Source organism: Sporomusa aerivorans (assembly GCF_041428895.1).
Taxonomy (GTDB): Bacteria; Bacillota; Negativicutes; order Sporomusales; family Sporomusaceae; genus Sporomusa; species Sporomusa aerivorans.
Map to the genome: position 1 here is coordinate 419,414 of NZ_CP156926.1, position 25,120 is coordinate 444,533.

Annotated in this window: 24 protein-coding genes and 1 other annotated feature; of the genes, 21 read left to right on the plus strand and 3 right to left on the minus strand. The window is 47.7% G+C overall.

Annotated elements, in window-relative coordinates; all coding sequences use genetic code 11:
• Positions 1 to 14: 14 nt before the first annotated feature.
• The 4 genes from SATMO3_RS01845 (at position 15) to disA (ending at position 6,206) form a co-directional block, all read left to right on the plus strand.
• Positions 15 to 1,085: a protein arginine kinase gene (locus tag SATMO3_RS01845; RefSeq protein WP_371376686.1), complete on the plus strand. Its 1,071-nt coding sequence runs from the start codon at positions 15 to 17 to the stop codon at positions 1,083 to 1,085.
• Positions 1,086 to 1,124: 39 nt separating this feature from the next.
• On the plus strand, positions 1,125 to 3,575 hold the full coding sequence (locus SATMO3_RS01850; protein WP_371376689.1) for an ATP-dependent Clp protease ATP-binding subunit: 2,451 nt from the start codon (positions 1,125 to 1,127) through the stop codon (positions 3,573 to 3,575).
• Positions 3,576 to 3,753: 178 nt separating this feature from the next.
• Entirely contained in the window at positions 3,754 to 5,118 is a 1,365-nt protein-coding gene (radA, locus tag SATMO3_RS01855; RefSeq protein WP_371376692.1) for a DNA repair protein RadA, read from the plus strand.
• Entirely contained in the window at positions 5,115 to 6,206 is a 1,092-nt protein-coding gene (disA, locus tag SATMO3_RS01860) for a DNA integrity scanning diadenylate cyclase DisA (protein WP_371376695.1), read from the plus strand. The genes radA and disA overlap by 4 nt, the downstream gene beginning before the upstream one ends.
• Before the next feature lie 17 nt (positions 6,207 to 6,223).
• Here the strand turns inward: disA and SATMO3_RS01865 are convergent, their stop codons facing one another.
• From SATMO3_RS01865 to SATMO3_RS01875, 3 genes are all read right to left on the minus strand, one after another.
• Positions 6,224 to 6,544, minus strand: coding sequence for a stage II sporulation protein P (locus tag SATMO3_RS01865; protein WP_371376698.1), 321 nt, complete (start codon positions 6,542 to 6,544; stop codon positions 6,224 to 6,226).
• A gap of 12 nt (positions 6,545 to 6,556) precedes the next feature.
• Positions 6,557 to 7,726 (minus strand): stage II sporulation protein P, encoded by a 1,170-nt coding sequence (gene spoIIP, locus SATMO3_RS01870; protein WP_371376701.1) that lies wholly within the window; start codon positions 7,724 to 7,726, stop codon positions 6,557 to 6,559.
• 106 nt (positions 7,727 to 7,832) lie between these two features.
• Positions 7,833 to 8,234 (minus strand): DUF1573 domain-containing protein, encoded by a 402-nt coding sequence (locus SATMO3_RS01875; protein ID WP_371376703.1) that lies wholly within the window; start codon positions 8,232 to 8,234, stop codon positions 7,833 to 7,835.
• Positions 8,235 to 8,523: 289 nt separating this feature from the next.
• Here SATMO3_RS01875 and SATMO3_RS01880 point away from each other — a divergent pair, with 289 nt between their 5' ends.
• The 17 genes from SATMO3_RS01880 to SATMO3_RS01960 all read left to right on the plus strand — a co-directional run bounded on the left by SATMO3_RS01880 (position 8,524) and on the right by SATMO3_RS01960 (position 25,114).
• Complete coding sequence (locus SATMO3_RS01880; RefSeq protein WP_371376705.1) at positions 8,524 to 9,651, plus strand: PIN/TRAM domain-containing protein; 1,128 nt, start codon at positions 8,524 to 8,526, stop codon at positions 9,649 to 9,651.
• A gap of 183 nt (positions 9,652 to 9,834) precedes the next feature.
• Positions 9,835 to 11,010: a 2-C-methyl-D-erythritol 4-phosphate cytidylyltransferase gene (gene ispD / locus SATMO3_RS01885; RefSeq protein ID WP_371376707.1), complete on the plus strand. Its 1,176-nt coding sequence runs from the start codon at positions 9,835 to 9,837 to the stop codon at positions 11,008 to 11,010.
• 80 nt (positions 11,011 to 11,090) lie between these two features.
• Positions 11,091 to 11,372 carry a hypothetical protein gene (locus SATMO3_RS01890; RefSeq protein ID WP_371376710.1) on the plus strand — a complete coding sequence of 94 codons (282 nt, stop codon included), beginning with the start codon at positions 11,091 to 11,093 and terminating at the stop codon, positions 11,370 to 11,372.
• Between the two features lie 224 nt (positions 11,373 to 11,596).
• Positions 11,597 to 13,057, plus strand: coding sequence for a glutamate--tRNA ligase (gltX, locus tag SATMO3_RS01895; protein WP_371376714.1), 1,461 nt, complete (start codon positions 11,597 to 11,599; stop codon positions 13,055 to 13,057).
• A 76-nt stretch (positions 13,058 to 13,133) separates the two neighbouring features.
• Positions 13,134 to 13,345, plus strand: a binding site (T-box leader).
• Between the two features lie 50 nt (positions 13,346 to 13,395).
• Positions 13,396 to 14,076, plus strand: coding sequence for a serine O-acetyltransferase (cysE, locus tag SATMO3_RS01900; RefSeq protein ID WP_371376717.1), 681 nt, complete (start codon positions 13,396 to 13,398; stop codon positions 14,074 to 14,076).
• On the plus strand, positions 14,066 to 15,508 hold the full coding sequence (gene cysS, locus SATMO3_RS01905; protein ID WP_371376720.1) for a cysteine--tRNA ligase: 1,443 nt from the start codon (positions 14,066 to 14,068) through the stop codon (positions 15,506 to 15,508). The genes cysE and cysS overlap by 11 nt, the downstream gene beginning before the upstream one ends.
• Complete coding sequence (locus tag SATMO3_RS01910) at positions 15,505 to 15,993, plus strand: Mini-ribonuclease 3 (protein ID WP_371376723.1); 489 nt, start codon at positions 15,505 to 15,507, stop codon at positions 15,991 to 15,993. The genes cysS and SATMO3_RS01910 overlap by 4 nt, the downstream gene beginning before the upstream one ends.
• 18 nt (positions 15,994 to 16,011) lie before the next feature.
• The gene (gene thyX, locus SATMO3_RS01915; RefSeq protein WP_371376726.1) at positions 16,012 to 16,692 is read left to right on the plus strand and encodes an FAD-dependent thymidylate synthase; all 681 of its coding nucleotides are present in this window, start codon (positions 16,012 to 16,014) and stop codon (positions 16,690 to 16,692) included.
• Between the two features lie 75 nt (positions 16,693 to 16,767).
• On the plus strand, positions 16,768 to 17,823 hold the full coding sequence (locus SATMO3_RS01920; RefSeq protein ID WP_371376729.1) for an HD-GYP domain-containing protein: 1,056 nt from the start codon (positions 16,768 to 16,770) through the stop codon (positions 17,821 to 17,823).
• A gap of 250 nt (positions 17,824 to 18,073) precedes the next feature.
• Positions 18,074 to 18,823: a 23S rRNA (guanosine(2251)-2'-O)-methyltransferase RlmB gene (gene rlmB / locus SATMO3_RS01925; protein ID WP_371376731.1), complete on the plus strand. Its 750-nt coding sequence runs from the start codon at positions 18,074 to 18,076 to the stop codon at positions 18,821 to 18,823.
• Positions 18,823 to 20,247 carry a VanW family protein gene (locus tag SATMO3_RS01930; RefSeq protein ID WP_371376734.1) on the plus strand — a complete coding sequence of 475 codons (1,425 nt, stop codon included), beginning with the start codon at positions 18,823 to 18,825 and terminating at the stop codon, positions 20,245 to 20,247. Before rlmB ends, SATMO3_RS01930 begins: the two co-directional genes overlap by 1 nt.
• Positions 20,248 to 20,266: 19 nt before the next feature.
• Positions 20,267 to 20,785, plus strand: coding sequence for an NYN domain-containing protein (locus SATMO3_RS01935; RefSeq protein ID WP_371376737.1), 519 nt, complete (start codon positions 20,267 to 20,269; stop codon positions 20,783 to 20,785).
• 170 nt (positions 20,786 to 20,955) lie between these two features.
• Positions 20,956 to 21,696 (plus strand): RNA polymerase sporulation sigma factor SigH, encoded by a 741-nt coding sequence (gene sigH, locus SATMO3_RS01940; protein ID WP_371376740.1) that lies wholly within the window; start codon positions 20,956 to 20,958, stop codon positions 21,694 to 21,696.
• 126 nt (positions 21,697 to 21,822) lie between these two features.
• A complete protein-coding gene (locus SATMO3_RS01945) occupies positions 21,823 to 22,920 on the plus strand; it encodes a 6-phosphofructokinase (RefSeq protein ID WP_371376743.1) in 1,098 nt (365 codons plus the stop codon).
• 68 nt (positions 22,921 to 22,988) lie between these two features.
• Positions 22,989 to 23,693, plus strand: coding sequence for a DUF421 domain-containing protein (locus SATMO3_RS01950; RefSeq protein WP_371376746.1), 705 nt, complete (start codon positions 22,989 to 22,991; stop codon positions 23,691 to 23,693).
• A gap of 99 nt (positions 23,694 to 23,792) precedes the next feature.
• The gene (locus SATMO3_RS01955; protein ID WP_371376748.1) at positions 23,793 to 24,311 is read left to right on the plus strand and encodes an NUDIX domain-containing protein; all 519 of its coding nucleotides are present in this window, start codon (positions 23,793 to 23,795) and stop codon (positions 24,309 to 24,311) included.
• Positions 24,308 to 25,114 carry an undecaprenyl-diphosphate phosphatase gene (locus SATMO3_RS01960; RefSeq protein ID WP_371376751.1) on the plus strand — a complete coding sequence of 269 codons (807 nt, stop codon included), beginning with the start codon at positions 24,308 to 24,310 and terminating at the stop codon, positions 25,112 to 25,114. Before SATMO3_RS01955 ends, SATMO3_RS01960 begins: the two co-directional genes overlap by 4 nt.
• Positions 25,115 to 25,120 lie beyond the last annotated feature (6 nt).

The window sequence follows — 25,120 nt, forward strand, 5'->3', positions numbered from 1 at the left end:
AGGAGGAATGCCTGATGGCGAACTTAGTGGAGAAGCTGATTGATCAACCGCTGACGCCATGGCTAAGCGGTTCCGGGCCGGAGGGTGAAATCGTACTTTCCAGCCGGATACGCCTGGCACGTAATCTAAGGTGTCTGCCCTTTCCCGGACGTGCCTCGGCAGCACAGCTTGGGGAGATAACCGCAGAACTAAAAGAGGTGCCTTACGATCTGCAGGCCGAAGACGGTCATGAATATGCCTTTGTTGAATTGGACCAACTGTTACCGCTGGCAAGATATGTACTTGTCGAAAAACATATAATAAGTCCTAATCATGTTGCTGAGCCTGAGAACCGGGCGCTTATTGTACGCGACGACGTCAGTGTCAGTATTATGATTAACGAGGAAGACCATTTACGCCTGCAATGTTTGGAAGCCGGCCTTAATCTTAACGATGCCCTCGAGAAAGCAAATGCAGTTGATGATATCATTGAAGCCAAGCATGACGTTGCCTTCATGGAAAATATGGGGTACCTGACATCATGCCCGACTAACATCGGGACCGGGCTCAGGGCGTCTGTTATGGTTCATTTACCGGCTTTGTCCTTGACTAAGCAGATGGGGAGAATTGTGGCTATTGCCACCCAGTTGGGGCTGACGGTGCGCGGCTTATACGGCGAAGGCACCGAGGCCGCCGGCAATATTTTTCAAATTTCCAATCAGGTTACTTTGGGCCGGAATGAGCAAGATATTATCAGCAATTTAACGAGTGTCGTCAAGCAGGTTGTTGATAAAGAACGTATGGCCAGAAGGCTCTTAATCAATGATTCTCCGGATGCTCTGTTTGACCGGGTTTGGCGGGCCTATGGCGTGCTTCGCTATGCTCACAGTATATCTGCGCAGGAGTCCTTAGCGCTTTTAAGCGAAGTGCGGCTGGGAGTAGACCTTGGTGTAATTGATGAAACACCGCCTGATATTTTTACTAAGCTGCTTATAACAACCCGGCCAAATTTTCTCCAGCATTTAGCCGGGGATGTGGGAATGAGTCAATCCGAAAGTGATAAAATGCGGGCCAAGCTCGTTCGGGCAACTCTACAAAAAACGTAATGTAACACCAATTTGAAGCCACAAAGGAGGCAAGTACTAATGTTTAACAGATTTACAGACAGAGCTCGAAAAGTACTAATACTGGCGCAGCAGGAAGCTGCCCGCTATGGACATGGTTATATAGGTACCGAGCATTTGCTTTTAGGACTATTGCGTGAGGGGGAAGGAGTGGCTGCCAAGGCGCTTGCCTCCTTAGAGTTAGATATATCCTCGGTAAGAGCCCACGTGGAAAGTATTTTAGGCATGGGACAGGAGCAGTCCAGCGATATCGGCTATACACCACGCGCTAAAAAAGTAATTGAATTGGCAATGGAAGAGGCTTTGCGCCTGGGGCATAGCTATGTAGGTACAGAACATATTCTGCTGGGACTCATTCGTGAGGGAGAAGGCATTGCGGCGCAGGTGCTGACAGGTATGGGTGTTGATATCAATTTAATGCGGCAGCGGGTAATTGAGATGCTCGGCGGTCACTCCATGTCGGGACAAACGCCACAGCCCAAAGCGCCGGGAGCACAGCAGTCCCAGGGCTCTTTAACACCTCTTACGGATGAGTTTGGCCGTGATCTCAACAAAATGTCGCAGGAAGGAAAAATTGATCCTGTGATCGGACGTGCCGGTGAGATCGAACGAGTGATTCAGATTCTGCTAAGGAGAACTAAGAATAACCCGGTACTTATCGGTGAACCCGGTGTTGGTAAAACTGCCATAGCTGAGGGGCTGGCCAAACGGATTATTGAGGGACAGGTGCCGGAAATCCTGCGCAATAAACGGGTTGTTTCCCTCAACATGGCCTCCATGGTGGCTGGAACCAAGTATCGTGGTGAGTTTGAAGAACGGCTGAAGAAGGTCATGGACGAAATCAGGGAAGCCGGCAATGTAATACTCTTTATCGATGAACTGCACACCCTTATCGGGGCTGGTGCGGCGGAAGGGGCGATTGATGCCGCCAATATCCTCAAGCCTTCGTTAGCCAGGGGCGAGCTGCAGGTTATCGGTGCAACAACTCTGAATGAATATAAAAAGCATATAGAAAAAGATGCTGCCCTGGAGCGGCGTTTCCAGCCAATTACCGTTGGTGAACCCAGTGTGGAAGATGCTATTGATATATTAAAAGGAATCAGGGATAAGTACGAGGCTTTTCACCGGGCACAGATCACCGATGAAGCCATTGACGCGGCTGTCAGACTGTCCCACCGCTATATCTCGGATCGTTTTTTACCGGACAAGGCGATTGATCTGATGGATGAGGCTGCGTCGCGGGTCCGTTTGCAGGCGTTCTCTATTCCGCCTGACGTTAAAGAAATTGAGCAACGGTTAGAACAGGCACGTACAGAGAAAGAAGCGGCGATTGCGGCGCAGGAGTTTGAGCGGGCTGCCAGTCTGCGTGATATGGAGCAGCAAATCCGGGCGGAATTGGATGCCAGGCAAAAGGCCTGGAAGCATCGCGGCAATGAGCGTATTGTGGTTACTGGCGAGGATATCGCTCATGTTGTGTCCACCTGGACACGTATCCCTGTCAAGAAATTGGCTGAAGAAGAGTCTGAACGACTGTTAAAACTGGAGGAAATTCTGCATAACCGGGTAGTGGGACAGCATCAGGCGGTTCAGGCTGTTGCCCGGGCTGTACGCCGCGCTCGCGCCGGTCTTAAAGATCCCAAACGGCCGATTGGTTCCTTCCTGTTCCTGGGGCCGACAGGTGTAGGGAAGACCGAACTGTCACGCGCTTTGGCCGAGGCCCTGTTTGGCGATGAAACGGCCATGATTCGCCTGGATATGTCTGAATACATGGAAAAGCACACGGTATCCCGGCTTGTAGGTGCACCTCCCGGCTATGTCGGCTATGAAGAAGGCGGCCAGTTAACAGACGCTATCCGGCGCAAACCCTATTCGGTTATTCTTCTGGACGAAATCGAAAAAGCTCACTATGACGTATTTAATATGCTGCTGCAAGTTTTGGAAGACGGTCGTCTGACTGATAGCCAGGGACGGACAGTTGACTTTAAAAATACAGTTATCATTATGACCTCTAATGTGGGGTCACAGCATCTCAAAAGAGAAAATGCTGCTATGGGCTTCTTATCGGAAGAGCGGTCTAAGTCGAACGAGGGCGAAGTCGCGAAGAACCGGGTATTGGACGAAGTAAAGAAAGTATTTAGGCCGGAGTTTTTGAACAGAATTGATGAAATTATCGTCTTTAGCAGCCTGACCGATGACGATCTCAAGCAAATCGTGGATATTATGCTTAAAGATGTGACTAAACGGCTTAGCCAGGCTAACTTTGACCTTGAGTTAACCGAAACAGCAAAGCAGGAATTACTGAAGGAGGGCCGCGACCATGCTTTCGGCGCCCGTCCACTGCGCCGGGCTATTCAAAAAATGATTGAAGACGAAGTCTCTGAGATGATTATAAAGCAGTCAGTCACCGGCGGCGATACTGTGGTAGTGGATGCGGATGAAAATGGTAAATTAAAATTCGCGAAAAAGGTGTAATTAGCAGGATATTTGCTCCGAAAACGCGAAAAAGCACTCAAATGAGTGCTTTTTTCGCTTAATATCTAAGATTATTGTCAGGCTTAAGTATGCTTTGCTGCGGGCGCTTAATCTACCATTTACTAAGCCCCGTCTTAAAAACTTTTTGATTTTGGGATGTATATGAAGGAGAAATAACTTGTCCAAAACTAAGACTAAATTTGTTTGTCAGGAATGTGGCTCGGAATCGAGTAAATGGCTGGGACGGTGCCCCGGTTGTGGTGAATGGAATACCATGTCGGAAGAAGTGGCCGTTAAAAAGACTGAGACTCGCCTGATTTCAGCGCCTGGAGCTAAGCCCAAACCCATTAGTATGGTGGATACATCCGCCATGCCGCGAATTTTAACCGGTGTAAGTGAGTTTGACAGGGTTCTTGGCGGCGGAATAGTGCCGGGGGCTTTGGTTTTAATTGGCGGGGATCCCGGAATCGGCAAGTCCACATTGCTTTTGCAGGTGGCGACAGGCATCGCTGCTGCCCAGGGGCCTGTCTTATACATATCGGGTGAAGAATCTGCGGCGCAAATAAAAATTAGAGCGGAACGACTGGGGAAAATAAGTAATAATTTACTTGTTTTTACAGAAAATAACCTTGAGACTATCCTTTTGGAAGCGTTGCAGCATAAACCAGCTTTAGTTATTATTGATTCTATTCAGACAATGTATAGTCCGGAAGTCCCTTCAGCACCGGGAAGTGTCGGACAGGTGCGGGAATGTACAGGCAAGCTTATGCGTTTTTCTAAGGAAAGTGGTATTCCCACAGCCATCATTGGTCATGTTACCAAGGATGGCAATATTGCCGGTCCGCGTTTATTAGAACATATGGTTGATGTTGTCTTGTATTTTGAGGGGGAGAACAGCTTTGCCTTCCGGGTATTAAGAGCTATTAAGAACCGTTTTGGCTCAACAAATGAGAGTGGCATCTTTTCCATGGAAGAACACGGGTTAGCTGAGGTCGCCAATCCGTCGGGACTGCTATTGGCAGAGCGTCCCCAGGGTGCGCCTGGTTCAGTGGTGCTGGCCTATATGGAAGGCGTTCGCCCGTTGTTGATAGAAATACAGGCGTTGGTGACTGCTACCTGTTTTGGTATGCCGCGCAGAATGGCTGCCGGTTTTGACTATAACCGCCTAATTCTTCTCATGGCGGTATTGGAAAAGCGGGTCGGACTCATGTTGGCAAATCAGGACGCATATGTTAATGCTGTGGGCGGATTTAAGATCGCCGAGCCGGCCGCCGACTTACCGGTTGCATTAGCCATTGCCTCCAGCTTCAGAAGTATGGCTGTTGATGCCCGGACGGTAGTTATGGGAGAAGTGGGACTAACCGGCGAGGTACGGATGATAAGCCGGGCGGAAGCCAGAATTGCCGAAGCGGCGGCACTGGGGTTCAAACGTTTTGTAATTCCTGCCGGCAATGTTCCCGGCCTTAAAATGGTTCGGTCGGCAGGTCTTGATATTATTGGCGCAGCTAGTGTCAGCGAGGCCATGGAGGCGGTATTTTTATGATTAAGAATAAGGAAGAGCGCACTGAAAAGTTATGGGATGCGCGCTTCGTGAAAACGATAAAAACACTGGCGCCGGGTACCCCGCTGCGCGACGGCCTGGAGAATGTGCTTAGGGCCAAGATGGGGGCGTTGGTATTAGTGGGCGATAGCCCGGCGGCGCTTGCGATCGTTGATGGGGGCTTTGAACTGAACTCCGAGTTCTCACCGGCGGGTTTTTATGAATTAGCTAAGATGGATGGCGCTATTGTCCTATCCAATGATGGTAAACGGATTTTGTGCGCAAACGCCCAGTTGATGCCTGATCCGGGGATAACAACTGCCGAGACCGGTACGCGGCACCGTACTGCCGAACGAGCCGCAAAACAGACCGGCTCTTTAGTGGTTGCAATCTCCCAGCGGCGTAATGTGATTACAGTCTATCTCGGACACTTGCGGTATACCCTAAAAGATATTCCGGTAATCCTTAACCGGGCTAATCAGGCTCTTCAGACTTTGGAAAAATATAAAAATGTGCTTGATAAGGGGCTTACCAATCTAAGTGCTCTGGAATTTGAAGATTTGGCTACGCTATACGATGTGGCTCTTGTGCTGATCCGGGCTGAACAAGTCAATCGCATTGCCATGGAAATAAAACGTAACACGATAGAACTGGGAACAGAAGGACGGCTTGTCAGCATGCAGATGGAAGAACTTATCTCCGATGCTGATGCCGCCGCCCAGTTGGTTAAAGATTATTGCAACACCAGCGACTTTAAAGAATATGAAGCCGTGAGGGAACAAATTGCCGCCCTGCCTGAGGAAAATCTGGAAGCGTTTACGATTTGCCGCCTTCTTGGCTATGGCGTCAGTCCTAACGCAATGGATATTCCGGTTGTCCCGCGCGGTTACCGGATACTTAGACAGATTTCCCGGCTGCCGCTATTGGTAGGCGAAAAACTGGTAGCTCATTTTAAGACGTTGCACCGTATCTACAACGCCAGTTTGGCCGAACTCGATGAAGTCGAGGGCATTGGCGAGGTACGGGCAAAAACAATAAAAGACGGCCTAAAGAGAATACGGGAACAAGCACTCTTAGACCGCCATCTCTGATTAGCTACTTTCTACCGTCATTTTTCCATAACTTTTAAATTCAGGTCTTCAACAAACCGGGCGTATGCCTGGTTTTCTTCTATTTTTACTATTTTGTACCGTTTGTTGGACTCACTGATCAGTTCATCATCGATACTGACAACAATCGGCACATACATCAGAATCTCGTTGGTGCTTTCATCGCGAATAATATAATAATCATAAACTTTCTGCGGAGGTTGCTCAGGCTTTTGCTGGACTGTAAACAAGTTTAGCGGAACATAATGAATGACTCCGGCAGCAATAACAGTTATCAGGGCTAGGATGCCAATCAGTTTGACCAAGCGTCCTTTTTGCAAACTGAGCGCCTCCTATTCCTTACGCTTGCGGCGCGAGCCTAAAAAATTAGCAAACTCATAGCGGAAAAAACGTTTGAGCTTCTTTCTGGCTTCCTGCCAACTGCCGGTACTGAGAAATAAAAATGCAATTGCGCCCACAACGACCGCCAACACGATTCCCATTATATCATAACCGGGAGCAAGATCGGTTGGCGTGTACTGCGTACTGCCTCCGCCGGTATTATTATCGCCTGTTTCCGTATAGGTACCTGCCTGATTGGCTTCCGCCACTCCGTTATTACCGCCGGGCGATCCTAAGAAAGAGGGGACGACATCGGCGAATAGCGTGATGCTGCGTTCAGCCGCTTCACGGCTGTTATACTGGGTTCCTACTTCTACTAGCAATGACCGGGGACTTAGATCCTGGTTGTAGTTGCCGTGGGCGATAAAAATTCCGCGGATTAGACCTCTGTACTTAGCGTCTGTCGCTGATTTTATACTTCTGGCATAGTCCATGGTAGTCTGGCGGTTCTGATTCTGCCGTCCTACGACCAGCAGAAGCTTGGCGACGTTTTCTCCATTGATGGTTGTGCTGTACACTTTAAGCGGGGCGCTGTCGCGATGAATATCAAAGATAGCAATAGGTTGTTCCCTTAAGAGTTTCATTGCCGTGCGGCGGGAACGATGATACGCATTGGCATCATGCGGGTCATGCAGCGCCTTGGAATGACTGACATCATACCCGAGTTCAGTCAATCTTTTCGCGAAAGCGTCGCCGACAAGCATAATTGAGCCTCTGCCCTTTTGCGTTGGTACTCCATCATTAGGGATATAAGATTCATCAGTGTGAGAGTGGTAAATTGCTATTCTGGGCTTTGGGGCGTCAGCTGGCGCCGCCTGCACAAAAACGGCATCTGCGGGTGCTTGTCCGGAAACTTTCTCCATAGCCCGGCAGCGTGCCAGGGTTCCTTCCACAGACGTAATCTCGTACAATATGTCAGTTTCGCTGATATACTCATCACCGGGGTGAACCTCATGGCCTGTTTGAAAAATGACGGAGCCCTGGTCATCAACAACTGTCATGTACCCGGATTCTAATTCACTCCCGCCTGGCACCTCTGAGTCAGGCGCGGCCATAGCGAAAGGACTGCCAAGACTTATGAATATCAACAAATTGAGTATGAACCGAAACAAATAGTGCATGTGTATCCCCCTTTACCACTATCATTCCCACAGGGAAAATGATTATGTAATAAGGTGCTGAGGGCAAAAAAAAACAGCCTGGTAAGTACCGACTGTGTAAATAGAGTTAGGAAAGATGATAGAAACCTAAAGTTTTGACGTTTTTATATTCTTGTTGCATGACCTGGTGCAGCGAAAGGCCTGTGAGATTACACAAGGCGGCTAAGTAGAACATGCTGTGACCCAGTTCCTTGGCGATTACTTCCTGACATTGCGGGCAAGGCTCGCCTACAAGGTGTGAGGACATATGATCCTTAAGTTCACTATAGGAGGCAGTTTCCGGGACAGACTGACGGGCGGCCGAGACCTGAATACAACCACAGCCGGTAACCGCTTTGGCAATAGCCCTGTTTACCCGGGCGGCTGCCTCCTGATGTTTCGTTAAAATATCAAGTACACTGCGGTGGCGGATTAGGTATTCATCTACAGCAGACTGAAAGTCTGAGCAACATTTATTGTTATCCTGCATATTAGGTACACCTCACTTTGCCTTTATTATATAAACTGCTCTCCCTGGTGTCAATGTATCTGTGCAGAAAACCCTTAATGCAATTTAGAGGATGATTATTGACAAGGCTTAATTATACATGCTACAATATAAAATTTTGACAAAAGATCAAGCTATGTGCTATACTAAAAATCGATACAGCCTAGATGCTTTTTCATCTGGACGTATTTTTTTATTCAAAACAGGGTATAATACAGATGTATTTCCACTTTTTGGATTAACATATCTTTGCAGAAAGGAGGTTGAGGCCATGATCGACAGAACACTTAGAATAATTATTACCGTGCTGGCAGCAGTTGGCGGACTCATGATAACGGATAGGATTATCCCGTTATTGGCTACTGTGGTAAGTGAAGAGTTTTTGAAAATTGGTGTATTTGGTGTTACCATGACCACTATTCTCTCGTTTGTTTTCGGCGGTTTGGTTGGAGGAGCCATTGGCTTTTTAGTAGCACCCTTTCTTCTGAAACATTTGTGGAACTTTACTTACTGGCTGGAGTTACGCTTAAACAAGATGCCTGGATATGATGTGTTAGCAGGTGTATTGGGGTTAGCCACTGGACTAATAATTTCTAATTTGCTCGGGTCTGCTTTTTTGCCTATTCCAATTGTCGGCAAATATGTCCCGCTGTTACTAAGTGTTATCCTCGGGTATCTGGGAATTAATGTGGCCATTAGAAAACGCGAAGAGCTTTTCAATATGTTTTCTAATATGCCGACATTGCCCTGGCTTAACCGTGAGGGAAAAGACCGCTCCAAAGATAAAGGCGAATCGGCATGTCAGGCCAAAATACTCGATACCAGTGTTATTATTGACGGCCGTATCGCGGATATTTGCAAGAGCGGTTTTATCGAAGGTTTGCTGATTATTCCTATCTTTGTTCTGGAAGAACTGCAGCATATCGCCGACTCGTCAGATCTTTTGAAACGCAACCGGGGACGACGCGGTCTGGATATTTTAAACCGTATGCAAAAAGAACTCGCACTTAACGTTGAAATTGATACCCGGGATTTTGATGATATTTCTGAAGTGGATTCAAAACTCATCAAATTGGGACAACTGTTAAAGGCCAAAGTAATAACAAATGACTATAATCTTAATAAAGTGGCCGAACTTCAGGGGGTTTCAGTTCTCAACATCAACGAACTGTCCAATGCCGTTAAACCGGTGGTACTGCCAGGGGAAGAGATGGTAGTGCATGTTGTAAAGGATGGCAAAGAGATGGGACAGGGTGTAGCCTATCTGGATGATGGTACTATGATTGTCGTCGATGGTGGTAAAAAACATATTGGTGAAACCGTGGGTGTTTTGGTTACATCAGTACTGCAGACCGCTGCCGGCCGGATGATTTTTGCCAAACCCAAAGCAATGATGTAATACTGGAACCCATATGCCTTCAGGCCTTTTCGGCTTGAGGGCTTTTTATACTGAATGAAAGGATAAGTTTCTTTTAGTATAAGAAACTTATCCTTTACGCTTTCGCTAAAAGCTCGGCGAAAGCCGTGTTTTCTTTATGCTTACAGAGTTTGGCATTTGGCAGATGGAAGGAGAATAATTGTAGTGATCTGTGTTATTATTGCGGCTGCCGGACAGGGGAAGCGAATGGGCGGCACTGTTAATAAAGTTTTTTTGCCGCTCGGCGATAAAACCGTGCTGGCTCATACCATAAAAGCGGTTTGTGCCGCAGCGGCGGTAACAAGCCTGATTGTAACAGCAGCCGCCGAAGAATCTGAGACAGTAGCCGCAATGCTGACGGCGATGCAGGTAACGGTGCCTTGGCAGGTTGTACCAGGCGGCAGTGAAAGACAGCATTCTATTGCCAACGCGCTTAAAGCGGTTCCGCCAGATGCAAAGATTATTGTTGTGCATGACGGGGCCCGCCCCCTGGCTCAGCCGGAACTTTTCAATCAGGCTGTTGCTGCTGCCGGAGAATACCGGGCGGCCATTGTAGCCGTTCCGGTGAAAGACACCATTAAGTCCGCCGATGACAACAGGCAAGTGACAGGTACACCTGACCGCCGCAGCTTATGGGCAGTACAGACGCCGCAGGCGTTTGAGGCCAGGCTGCTGATAACTGCCTACGAGCATGCGGTGCAGGACGGATATCTGGGCACCGATGATGCTGCCTTGGTGGAAAGAGTAGGTGCAAAAGTTAAGATTGTTCCCGGCAGTTATGAGAACCTCAAAATCACTACACCGGAAGACTTGGCTTTTGCTGAGGCGCTGCTTACTAAGAAACTGGAGGGAAGGCAAATGATTCGCTCGGGCATTGGCTATGATGTGCACCGCTTGGTAGCTGAACGCAAGTTGATTTTGGGCGGGGTAGATATTCCTTACGATCAGGGGCTTGACGGCCATTCTGACGCCGATGTGTTGTTGCATGCTATTAAGGATGCACTTCTGGGGGCGGCTGCCCTGGGGGATATTGGCCGGCATTTTCCAGATTCCGACGACCGGTATAAAGGTATATCCAGTTTGAAATTACTGGCAGAAGTGGGCAATATTTTAGCGGCTCATGGCTATGCTATTAATAATATAGATGCAACCATTGTTGCTCAGCGGCCTAAACTAGCTCCGTACATAATGCGGATGAACCAAAATATTGCTGAAATACTTGGCCTGAATAGCAACCAAGTCAACATAAAGGCAACAACAACAGAAGGGTTAGGTTTTGCCGGACAGGGACAAGGCATTGCCGCTTATGCCACGGCAACAATCTTCAATACTCAGGTTTGATGCTGTTATTGACAATGCATAAAAGCCTTTTAAACAGACATATTATGAATAGTTAATATCTTCTGTCTGGAGGGATTATTATGCAAAGCCGGCTTAATAAACTAATTATTGCTCTTGCCTTGGCGATGACTGTTATCCTCTATCCGTCCTCTGCCTTTGCAGCTGATTTTAGCTTTAATATAAATCTCCTGCGGCAGGATGGTGTTACTTCGAGTGAGTTATGGCTCAATGACAAACTAATTTGGCGGGTGGCTCTGCTTGCGGACGGCGCCAAGCCGGTAACGGGTGGATTCAGCGGAACTAATACAACCTTTGTCATTCCTGACATTGTCTACGGTATGTTTGTCGTCAAAGTAGAGTAAACCAGGTAGAGCGCTGCTTGTAAAATAGCAGTGCTTTTTTTACCTGACAGAAAAAACTCTGCCGGATAAGGCAACATCGGCTTGCACTTTCGCAAAAACTCGGTGCAGGTCGTGTTTTCTTTACCGGTTTGTTTTGCAAGCTGACGCAGAATCTGCTAAAATATACAATGATTGGCATAAAACCAGAGGATTATTGCAAGGGTACGTGGAAGGAGCACATAGATATGCAACAAGAACTTAGGGTGCGGTTTGCGCCCAGCCCAACAGGGCCATTTCATATCGGCGGAGCGCGCTCGGCGCTCTTTAACTGGCTGTTGGCCCGTAAAGTGGGCGGTAAGCTGATTCTTAGGATTGAGGATACTGATTTGGAGCGATCAACCAAAGAATCGGAGGAGAACATTAAAGCTTCCCTGCGCTGGCTGGGAATTGACTGGGACGAGGGCATTGATGTAGGCGGGGATTATGGACCATACCGGCAAACGGAACGCCTGGATATTTACCGGCAGTATACCGAGAAACTGCTGGCCAGCGGACAAGCCTACCATTGCTATTGCAGCGAAGAGGAACTGGATGCCGAACGTCAGGAGCAGATGAACAAAGGGGAAAACCCTCATTACACCGGGCGTTGTCGCGAATTAAGCCAGGCAGACCGCGACCGGTTTATCGCCGAGGGTCGCAAATCTACCGTTCGCTTTCGCGTACCTGATAACCAACAGATTGTTTTTAAAGATATGGTACGGGATACCGTAAGCTTTGACTCCAATGGTGTTGGCGACTTTGTTATTGTGAAATCAGATGGTATTCCCGTATATAATTACGCAGTTGTTCTGGATGATGCCCTTATGCAAATATCGCATGTCATCCGGGCCGAGGAACACTTGTCAAATACACCGCGCCAGATTTTGCTTTATCAGGCTCTCAATCTTTCTTTACCACAATTTGGCCATATATCGCTAATTTTAGGCAAAGACCGCAGCAAGATGAGCAAACGCCACGGCGCTACTTCGGTTGAACAATATAAAAATCTGGGGTACTTGCCGGAAGGTATTGTAAACTTCCTGGCGCTTTTAGGCTGGGCCCCTCCGGGCGAACAGGAAATCTTCAGCCCGGCGGAACTGATTGAACAGTTTTCTATGGACCGTGTCGCCAAGAACCCGGCGGTGTTTGATATTGACAAGCTGAATTATATTAATGCCCATTACATCAAGCAGGCCAGCCCTGAGCTTGTCACCGAACTGGCCTTGCCGCATCTGAAAGCTGCAGGTTATGTTGGGGAAGAACTGACTGCCGGTCAAAAGGAATGGCTGGTGAAGGTGGTGGGCGAACTGCAGGGTTACATCAGCTATGCTGCCCAAATAACCGAGCATATTGATGTTTTCTTTAATGATAACATTGAATTTGAGAGCGAAGAGGCCCATGAAATTATGAAGGATGCCGACATTCCTCAGGTTATGGAAGCCTTTAAAACCAGACTGGCCGCGCTTGAGACTGTGGAACCGCCGGCTGTACAGGCTATATTAAAGGGAATTACCAAGGAATTGAAGCTGGGCGGAAAAAAGGTATATATGCCAGTGCGAATTGCTGTCACCGGCAAAATGCATGGCCCTGAACTTATTAATCTTGTGCCGCTTATTGGTAAAGAACGCACCCTGGCAAGAATGAACGGACTGCTTGCCAAGATTTAAGTCAATGCTGAATGTTTCTTGACATGTTCAAGCCACTATTAGTATAATTTATACATAAAAACCGATTAGCATACTCGGAAATGCTATAATCCAGGATAAGTACGCATTTACCCCCTCAGAGAGGCGCCGCCGTCGGCTGTAAGCGGTGCTGGGCAAGGTAATGCCGAAATGCACCTGGTAGCAGGTTGGCTGAAGTAGCAGTAAGCCGGCCCGGAAGCTGCCGTTATCAGTGAGAGCAGGGGTAGCGATACCCAAGCAGAGTGGAACCGCGGGCCACCCGTCTCTGTACAGAGAGGGTGGCTTTTTACTGTTCTAATTTAAACTGGGGAGGGAATACTATGTTTACTCGGATAAAGAAGGATGTACGAGTGGTATTTGAGCGTGACCCGGCAGCTAAAAGTGTGCTAGAAGTATTGTTGTGTTACCCTGGTTTGCATGCCATTTGGCTGCACCGCATTTCCCACTATCTGTTTAAACGCGGCTGGGTGCTTGTGCCACGCCTTATTTGTTATTTTAATCGCGTGCTGACCGGCGTTGATATTCATCCGGGAGCAACAATCGGTGAAGGTTTGTTTATAGACCACGCTACCGGCGTGGTCATTGGTGAGACCTGTATTATTGGTAACAATGTCACACTATATCAGGGAGTAACTTTAGGCGGTACCGGCAAAGAAAAAGGCAAACGCCATCCTACTATCGGCAATAATGTGGTTGTCGCCAGTGGCGCTAAAGTGCTGGGATCATTTACTGTCGGGGATAATTCAAAGATCGGCGCCGGCTCGGTGGTCTTGAGGGAAGTACCGCCCAACTCAACCGTTGTAGGCATTCCGGGGAAAATTGTCTGGCATGAAGGGAAAAAGGTAGGACGTATTGACGATGAGGCAGAGGGGATCGACCTTGAGCATGGAGATTTACCCGACCCTGTGGCTGAGATGCTGCTTTGTATGCAACGTAACATGCAGAGAATGGAAGGAAGAATCACACAGTTGGAAAAGGAGCTGAAACAGCATGAGTCTTAAGGTGTATAATACCCTGACCAAGCAAAAAGAAGAATTTGTGCCACTAACGCCAGGTAAAGTCAAAATGTATGTTTGTGGTGTTACTCCCTACAATCATCCGCATATTGGCAATGCCCGTCCGTTTATTACCTGGGACGTTATCCGCCGTTACCTTGAATATTCAGGATATGAAGTGTATCATGTCCAAAACTTTACGGATGTGGATGATAAAATTATTAATACGGCAAAAACAGAGCAGGTTACCTGGGATGTCATTGCCAACCGCTATATCGGCTCTTATTTCGAAGTTATGGATAAACTCAATATCCGCCGGGCTCATGTGTATCCTAAGGTTTCTGACCATATCCCCGATATTGTGGCTATGGTCCGGACACTGATTGACAAAGGCTTCGCCTATGAGGTAGACGGGGATGTATATTATAGTGTCGAAAAATTTAGCAGTTATGGGAAATTAAGTGGACGGAGTCTGGAAGATATGAAAGCCGGGGCGCGGGTGGATGTGGATGAGCGCAAGCAGCACCCCATGGATTTTGCATTGTGGAAAAGCGCCAAACCGGGTGAGCCCTCCTGGGATAGCCCCTGGGGACCGGGCCGGCCGGGCTGGCATATTGAATGTTCGGTGATGTCTAATAAGTATCTGGGTAAGAGCTTTGATTTCCATGGAGGCGGGAGTGACCTGGTATTTCCCCACCACGAAAACGAAATTGCCCAGTCGGAAGCTTTCACCGGGATCGAGCCATTTGTCCGTTATTGGCTCCATAACGGTTTTATAACGGTTAATGAAGAAAAAATGAGCAAATCTCTCGGCAACTTCTTTCTGGTGGTTGATATTCTGGAACACTTCCGGCCTGAGGTGCTTCGCTTCTTTATTCTGTCAACCCATTATCGCAGCCCGCTGGATTTTAACGATGAACGTCTGCAGGAGGCCGGGCGCAGTTTGGAGAGATTAAAGACGGCGCAAGTCAACCTGAAGCATTTGGAGACTTTCCCGGCAAGCGATACTAATGAAGATTCACAGGCCCTGTCAGCGGCGGCCGATACGGCCGTTACTGAGTTTGAAGCGGCTATGGATGACGACTTTAATACCGCGCTGGCTATCAGCAGTTTGTTTGGCCTGGCTAAGGAGATAAATATTTATCACAGCAAAGTGACTGGCGGCAAAACCGGGCTTGATGCCACAGCGCTGGATCATGTTAGCGGCGTGTACGGAAAACTGGCGGACATTCTGGGAATATCACTTGACAGTGCGGCCCAGGCAGCGGATGGCAATACCGAACTGGTAAATGAATTAATGAACATTATTATTGCAATCAGGCAGGAAGCCCGTCAGAAGAAAGACTGGGCTACCGCCGACCAAATTCGTGATAAACTGGCGGCAGCCGGCATAGTACTTGAAGACTCGCCGCAGGGCGTAAGGTGGAAGAAAAAGTGAACTTTGACCACTTTCAAACATTGGTAAATAATTTTTTTTCCATGGATGAAGCCGGAGAACTTTCTCCGGCTAAATATACTGATGTCCCGGTTGAACGGTTGCCTGCTTTGGTATTGGCCTATATCGGCGATGCCTATTTTACGTTGTATGTGAGAACCCGGCTGCTTGGCTATGAGCAAAACAAGGTAAGGGTACTTCATACATTTGATGCCAGGATGGTTTCCGCCGTTATGCAGTCCAAAGCCATTAAAGTTCTGGAAGCTGAACTTTCCGGTGAGGAAGCCGCCATTTTACGCCGGGGACGCAATGCCAAATCCACGGTTCCCAAAAGCGCTTCCATTGCCGAATATCGCTATGCGACCGGCTTTGAAGCATTAGTGGGTTATCTGTATTTGCACAAAAGATATGACCGGCTGTCGGAAATTGTTGACAAGGCCTTTGTCATTATTTCCCGGGAAATGACAGTTGCCGCTAAAAAAATATGATAAGGGAGAAATACCGCCATGAAGTTAAAGCTGATAAAATATACCCCTGACCCTGAGCGCGCCGTAGCCATGTCGGCCCGCCTTTGTTATTCGGCTATCGGGGCGGAAGAACTGGAAAAAAATATGACCGATGCTCAAGTTGGTAATTTGCTTGAAAAATTAAGAAGCATGGGACATTTATCGACATTTGAGCATGTAAGTTTTACCTTTGCAATCGAAGGTGTTTCACGGGTTCTTACCCATCAGCTTGTACGTCATCGTATCGCTTCCTATTCTCAGCAATCCCAGCGGTATGTTGCTGAGCATGGTTTTGAATATATTGTGCCGCCGTCGGTAGCTGCTAATGCCGAGGCCGGTGCTAAATACCAGGAGCTTATGAACAAAATTCAGCAAACCTATGATGAACTTGTTGCTTTAGGTGTTCACCAGGAAGATGCCCGTTATGTTCTTGGCAACGCTACCGAGACAAAAATTGTGGTAACAATGAATGCCAGGTCTCTGTTGCATTTTTTTGAGAAGCGGTGTTGCCAGCGGGCGCAGTGGGAGATTCGTAATTTGGCCAATGCAATGCTGGACGAGGTTAAAGCTGTAGCGCCCCGTTTATTTGCTCAGGCCGGGCCGACCTGTATTTCCGGCGGTTATTGTACTGAGGGCGCTATGACCTGTGGGCGGCTGGCAGGAATTAAAGCACAAAAGTAGAATCTTTAGAAGATAAGTGCAGCAAATGTAGAATTTTAGTAATACCAAGTTTAACTGTAGTGGAGGTAATTTACTGTGCGGCGTGTGCTCCGGGAAAGTATCAGAGTGGGAATGACGCTGGCTCAGCCGGTATACGGCTTTAATGGACAAGTTATATTAAACAGCGGCGTCGAACTGACCGAGTTTCATATTTCCAAGATTGCCGAACTTGACGTGAAGTACATCTACGTCGAAGGCGAGGCCCAGCTTATTGATCCAAACGATGTAGCGGCGCAAAATGCCAAAAATGAAATTGTTCTGGCTGCACATCAGGCGCTTGACGAGATACGCGTAGGCAAATATGTCCAGACAGACATCATTAAAGGAAAAGTGCTGACTCTCCTGGACGAATGCTGCATGCATAAGGAAATTCAGCCTTTATTTACCGCTATGCAGAACTGCAATGATTATCTTTTTAATCATGCAGTATGCGGATATTTCTTTGCCATGATGCTTGGAATGAGCTGCGGAATCGAAGGGCATCGCCTAAGGGATTTAGGACTGGGAGCTCTTTTAAGGGATGTGGGGATGATTACCATTTCCCGTGATATTTTAAACAAGCCGGGTTCTCTGACCCCGGAAGAAATGGCCATCGTAAAACTACATACTGAGAAAGGCTTCGAAATTCTGCAACGCAATCCGGAGATAAGCTTAGCATCGGCTAATTGCGCCTTGCAGCATCATGAACGCTATGATGGCAGCGGGTACCCGCGCGGTGCCCGGGAAAGCAGCATCCATGAGTTTGCCCAGATGACAGCTCTGGCCGATGTGTATTCTTCGATGACAGCTAACACCCCGTATCGTAAGGCGTTGTCCGTGTATGACACGCTGGCGATTATCGCCAAAACCGGGGCTGCCTATTTTAATCCTGAACTTGTAAAGACTTTTATTAGCAATGTTGCTATTTTTCCTTTAGGTGCCGTTGTCCGTCTTAATAACCAGGCAATAGGTATTGTTAATGATTATGAAGATGAGCTTAGGACCAAACCTGTCGTCAATATAACCAAAAACGCCAGCGGCGAACGCATCAATCAAACAGTGACAATTGACCTGGAGACGAATCCGGCTTTGTATATTGCCGAGGTCTCTTAAAAGTCTTTGCATTAAGAAATTACCAAAAAAATGGCAGGATTATATTCTGCCATTTTTTCATAATAATAAAGAAGACACGGCTCTCACCGAGCGGCAGCGAAAGCGAAAGCCGATGTTGCCCTGATACCCGAAAGCGGTGTAAAGAAAACACACCTTTCGTCGAGTGATAGCGAGAGCGAAAGGTGATGCTAACCTTAAAGCAGAGTGAAATACATAAAAAATACGGTTTAGCACCGGAGGAGCGATATAAATGTCAGATGACGCAGAAATCATTGCCGGACGCAACAGTGTGCTGGAAGCTCTGAAAGCCGGTAGGTCCCTGAATAAAATCCTTATAGCCAAGGGAGAACGACAGGGATCTATCCGTGATATTATCGGGCAGGCCAGGGAACAAGGGCTGGTCATTCAGGAAGTGGATGCAGCCAAGCTGGATCAGATGGCGGCCGGTGTACGCCACCAGGGTGTAATCGCTATGGCCGCGCCGGTAGCGTATGTTGAGATTGAGGATATTCTGTCAGCAGCTTATAACAAGGGGGAACCGCCTTTTTTAGTTCTCCTGGACGAACTGGCTGACCCGCACAATGTTGGTGCTATTTTACGAACCGCTGATGCTACCGGGGTGCATGGTGTTTTGATACCCAAACGGCGCAGTTGTCCCCTTACCCAAACGGTGGCAAAAACATCAGCCGGGGCCATTGAGCATGTGCCTGTTGCCAGAATCGGCAATATCTCACAAACGCTGAAAAGTTTAAAAAAACAGGGCCTCTGGGTAGTTGGCGCCGATATGGACGGAGACAAAAACTACTATGAAGCCGATTTGTCCGGTCCTATCGTCGTTGTGGTCGGCAGTGAAGGGCAGGGGATGGGACGACTGACTAAAGAGGCCTGTGATTTTGTTGTGCGTATTCCCATGAAAGGAAAAATCACATCGTTAAATGCCTCGGTAGCCTGTTCGCTGCTGCTCTATGAAGCCTTAAAGCAAAGGGGGATGAAAGGATAGTGAAACGCTGGGCGGGTGCTATTTTGGCAGTGATGACTATAATCGCCGGGATAGCCGGATTTTGGCTGTCACGGCCACTATTTGCCCAAACAGTATATGCTGGTGTCACCATCGGCAACATTGAGGCCGGTGGAAAAACCCGGGAAGAGATTACGCAATTGCTTATCACCTGGCAAAAGGACCACCAAACCAACCCCCTTCTATTATCTTACGAAACAACAACTTTCCGTATTGAACCGGAAAACATCGATTATACCGTTGATGCTGAGATTACTGCTGACGCTGTTTGGCAATTTGGCCGTGAAGGCCCCTGGTGGGACCGCTTAAAAAATATTCATAAAGCGCAAACCGAGGGCTGGTCTATACCCCCTAAAGTCAAGTATAATGAAACTAAGCTGGATAGTATTCTTGTGCAACTGCAGGATTCTGTCAACCGTCCGCCGCGCAATGCAACCTTGAGTTTGCAAACAGGCGGCATTATTGCGGAAGAAGAAGGCCGGCAGCTTGATCTGGACACGCTCAAAAACTGGATTGAGACCGCACTTATCAGGATGGACGGCGGGAGCATCGTCTTGCCGGTAATGCCGGTTAAGCCGGAAATTACTACATATGATCTTTCCAAAAACGGTATTAAAGAACTAGTAGCAATGTATACGACCTCCTTTAATACAGATGATGTTAACCGCACGGCTAACGTGAGATTGTCCGCCCAAAAAATTAATGGCAAGCTGCTCTATCCCGGACAAACTTTTTCTTATAATGATACAGTGGGACCCAGAGAAAAATCGCAAGGTTTTAAAGAGGCTATGGAGATTATAAATGGTGAGTTTGTGCCAGGAATTGGCGGCGGCGTATGTCAGGTTTCATCGACCCTGTATAATGCTGTTATATTGGCGGGACTTAACATTGTCGAGCGTACCAACCATTCCAAGCCCCTTGCCTATGTCCCCTTAGGCCGGGATGCGACAGTGGTATATAACACCCTTGACTTTAAATTTGTCAATGACAGTACGTCCCCCGTGATGATCATGGCCGAGACGGTTGGCAATAAACTTAATGTCGGCATATTTGGCCAGCGGGCGCTTGATAAGAATATTGATGTTGTTATTGCGTCTGAGCGGGCTATTCAACCGGCTATTGTAAAAAAAGCCGACCCGGAGCTGGCTCCCGGTGAAAAAAAAGTTGAGAAACCGGGCAAACCGGGCTATGAAGTCGTGGTTATGCGTGTTATCCGTGATAATTATGGCAATGAACTGAAACGTGAAGTATTATCCCGGGACAAATATGCTCCTGATAACACTATAGTAAGAGTTGGGCCGGAACCTAGTCCTGTACAGGCGGAAAAGCAGCCGGCTTTTAAGACGCCGCCGGTTATTACCCCCAAAGTTCCGGAAAAGATGCCTAAAACCACCAACAGGCAATAAGATTGGAGAATTTCCCTCAATGGACCTGTTAATTGTTGACGGTTACAATGTTATTAATGCTTGGCCTGAACTTATAGCAGTTAAAGATAATTTGGAGTATGCCCGTGACAAACTTGTGGACATACTTGGCGAATATGGCGCATATAAAGGATTTAGAACCGTCATTGTTTTCGATGCTCATATGACTAGTGGCAAGGGCGCTAGCCATATGAGGGCCGCTGACCTGGAGGTGATTTATACCAAAGAAGGAGAAACTGCTGACAGTTATATTGAAAAAATGGTATACTATCTTGTCCGCCAGGGTGGGCGCGTGTATGTCGTTACCTCTGATTTGGCTGAGCAAATGTTTGTTTTAGGTGCCGGAGCTTTTAGGATATCAGCTCGTGAACTCAGAAATGATATAAAGGATGTCAAGCGGGAAATTGCGGCTGGTATTTCCCGGAAGGTGCTGGCGCGAGACCGGCACGAACTTGGCAGCCGCCTGGGAAAAGATATTCTTAAACGTCTTGACGCTATGCGGCGTGATGGGCTTGACTAACTTTGCTTCAGCAAGTATAATTTATTGTGATAAGACATGCACCAATACGGCGGCACTAATTTGTTTAGTGCACTTTTATTTTTTTCTATAGTGTATAAATTGGCCGTTGTAGCAGAACAGCGCTGGTGGCCGTCTATAGACAGCATAATAAAACTAGTGGGGGCGATGCGATGCGGGTTAATACTCAACGCGATCTGTATAGTTGTTTTGACAACTTAACTGATGAAGAAATAGTATTCGACGCCAAAGATAATGACAATACGGTCGCTCTGGAGTATTTGATTAATAAATATCGCAACTTCGTGCGGGCTAAGGCCAGATCATATTTTTTAATCGGCGCTGAGCGGGAAGACATCATTCAGGAAGGCATGATTGGTCTTTACAAGGCTATTCGTGATTTTCGCAATGATAAGCTTTCATCCTTTAGGGCATTCGCAGAACTATGCGTAACCCGGCAGATTATAACTGCTATCAAAACAGCTACCCGGCAAAAACATATACCTTTAAACTCTTATGTTTCCTTGAATAAACCCATTTACGATGAAGATTCCGACCGCACTCTTCTGGATGTGTTGTCAGGCTCAAAAGTGACAGATCCGGAAGAATTGGTTATTAGCCGCGAAGAATTTGTTGACATCGAAGAAAAGATGGGCGAAATTCTAAGTGATCTTGAGTGGAAAGTACTAATGTCCTATCTTGACGGCAAATCCTATCAGGAAATTGCTGTTGAGCTTGACCGTCATGTAAAGTCTATCGACAATGCATTACAACGGGTAAAACGTAAGTTGGAACGCTATCTGGAAAACCGCGGTGAAGACACTGACATCCGCGGTATGTATAAAGGTCTTAGTAGCCTTAATAAGGAAACTCAGACTGATTTAGCCAATTATAGTGATAGATACGAAGAGTAACGCAGTATGAAATGACACCAGTAAGGTGTCATTTTTTCATTATCGGCAAATATATCTCCTTGCGGAAGTGCGGCTGTGTTTCCTCTATTTCATACGTCTTTGCACATACTATAAATGAGGTGATCCGTGTTGAACACAACAAGTGTAAAAACAATCGCAGTACTTACCGGTGGCGGCGACGCGCCAGGGCTTAATGCGGTAATCCGGGCTGTCGTGAGAAGCGCCCTTGGCCGGGGACTGGCAGTATGGGGCATCAGGAACGGTTTTGGCGGTATGGTGGAAAACCAGATGTGTGAGCTGACAGATGTCAGTGTCGCCGGTATTTTGCCGCGTGGCGGCACCATGCTGGGGACAACCAATCGGGATAATCCATTTAATTATCCAGTAAGCCGCAACGGGCAGGTTGTCTATGAAAATATGTCCGGACAAGCGTTGGCTAATCTGCGGCAGGCGGACATCCAGGCGCTTGTTGTTATTGGCGGCGACGGTACGCTTAAAATCGGCGCGGAGTTTTACCAGTTAGGCCTGCCAGTAGTTGCTGTTCCGAAAACCATTGATAATGATATACCCGGAACAGAACGCACTTTTGGTTTCGACACTGCGGTTGGCGTTGCTGCTGAGGCCCTGGACCGGCTGCATACTACGGCGGAATCACATCACCGGGTCATGGTGCTTGAGGTTATGGGCCGATACGCCGGCTGGATAGCCCTGCATGCCGGAATGGCTGGCGGGGCAGACTGCGTTTTGATACCGGAGATACCTTTTAACCTGGATTCAGTTATTGCCAAAATTAAAGAGCGGCAGGAACGCGGCCGTCAGTTTAGCCTTGTTGTTATTGCTGAGGGAGCGTATCCCCGCGGTGGCGAAATATCAGTAGGGCGTATTGTAGAAGGGAGTCAGGAAAAAATCCGTTTAGGCGGGGCCGGCGAGAAGCTAGCCAGGGAGATTGAACGTCTTGCCGGCATAGAATCGCGCTGCACTGTGCTGGGACATGTACAACGGGGAGGTACACCGACTGCTTTTGACCGGGTGTTATCCACCCGCTATGGTGTTGCCGCTGTTGACTGTGTGCTCGCCGGGGCTTTCGGCAATATGGTAGCCTTGCAGAAAAACCGGATTATCCGTGTGCCCATTGCAGATATCGCCGGTAAAGCGCATAACGTAACCGCTGATGATGAACTGTTGCGGGCAGGCAGGGCAATCGGCATCTGTTTCGGTGACTAAAAGTATTTAAGCTGGATATACTATGCCCAAATATTGCATAGTTTTTGCCTAGGCAATGGAGGGCTCGGATGGAAACATTGGGTATTACTCTTTTTAGAGTAGTTGCCGGAATGGGTGTTTTGCTTGTTATCATGCTGGCGGTTGGCCGCCGGCAACTCGGCGAATTCAGTACGTTTGATTTCTTGGCCTCGATTACAATCGGGGCTGTAGCCGGTGCACTTATCGTGGATCACCGGATTGAGCTTGCCAGTGCCCTTATCGCACTTTTGGCGCTTGGCTGTATGCAGTTGCTCTTTGGCTGGCTGAGTATAAAGATTCGTCCGTTTAATCGAAAAATAAATTTCAAGCCGCTGCTGCTTGTGCAAAACGGTCAGATTATCAAGGAGAATCTGCGCAAAGTACATATGCCTGTGGAGATACTGCTGCAGCTGTTGCGGGAAAAGGACGTATTTGATATAACGACGGTTGAAATGGCTATTTTGGAGCCGCATAGCAAATTAAGTGTGTTGAAAAAAGCTGAACATATGCCGCTGACGCCCAGCCAGATGAATTTCAGCGTTAGCCCGAACAGTATCCTGGTACCGGTGATTTTGGAGGGCAAACTTCAGGAACGCACTTTGACCGAGCTGGGCTTTTCCGCGCAGCAAATCAAAGAGTTCCGGCGGCAGCATCAAGACAGTATTCATAATGTTTTTATTGCTTTTATGGATCAAAATAAGCAGTTGCATGTAATCCATGAAGAGGCCCGGGAACAGGGTGTTTTTTTACACTAAAGCCCCGGGCTTTAACTTTGTATTAAATTTTTTAATTTTTTACGGGATATTTAGTCGAAATATGGTAAAATAGTAACATCGTGCTATCGGAGGGAAATTATGAAAAAGCAACGGTTCTATTTTTGCCCCAAGTGTGGCGGCAAATTAAATTATCGCCAGGTTGGTGAGCGTGAGCGTCTGGTCTGTGAATCGTGCGGTTATACGATGTATGAGAATCCGATTGTTGGCGTGGCGGCTATTATCCGGAAAGACAGGGAGATTTTGCTGGGACGGAGAGCCGCAAACGCCAGTTTCCCCGGCTTGTGGTGCATACCGTGCGGCTATGTTGAATATGATGAGGATATCCGTGATGCTGTCAGGCGGGAGTTTCTTGAGGAGACCGGCTTAATTATCGAACCAGGAAAAGTATACACGGTCTTATCAAACTTTCATAATCCGTCGGTCCATACTGTTGGCGTGTGGTTTGAAGCAGAAATCAGAGGGGGCGTTCTTCAGCCGGGTGATGATTTGGACCGGGTAGCCTATTTTCCGTTAGATAGAGTACCTGAGCTGGCATTCCCGACTGATGGTCAGGTTATTGCCATGCTGCAGGTGGATAGAACTAACGAAGGAGAATGACGTTGAGCGATAATATAATTGCTGTAGTTATAGGCGTAGTTGAAGGTTTGACAGAATTTTTGCCGGTATCGTCGACCGGGCATATGATTTTGGTAGGCTCATTACTTGGTTTTGAAGGCGAAAAAGCCAGCGTGTTTGAAGTATTTATCCAGCTTGGGGCTATTTTGTCGGTGTTTATTCTCTACCGGGATAAATTTTTGGCGATGCTTAAACCGCAAAGCCTCCGTGTTTATGGTGGCGGCCTGACGGCTCTGCATGTTCTGGTCGGTATAGTACCGGTCATGGGGATCGGCTATCTGTTACACAAACCCATCAAAACTTTTCTGTTTGCGCCGCAGACGGTAATCGTTGGCCTGGTAGCAGGGGCTGTGCTTATGCTGGTGGCTGAAAAGGCAGCTAAACGTCCGGTAACACGCAGTGTAGACAACATGACGCTAAGTCAGGCATTTTGGGTAGGCTTGTTTCAAATTTTATCCCTGTGGCCCGGATTTTCCCGCTCGGGTTCAACAATTGCCGGAGGGCTCTTTTTGGGGATGAGTCGCACCGCGGCTGCTGAATTTTCATTTATTATCGCCGTTCCCATCATGCTGGTGGCCTGCATATATGATTTACTGAAGATATGGGATCAATTAGGCAGCAGTGACCTTCTGATGTTTGCTATTGGCTTTGGTGTTGCGTTTGTTACGGCCTATATTTCAATAGTGTGGTTTTTGCGGTTCCTGAATAATTCCACGCTGGCGTCTTTTGCCTACTATCGCTTTATTATTGCGGGTGTGTCGTATTATTACTTTTTCGGGCGGTAAAGAGGC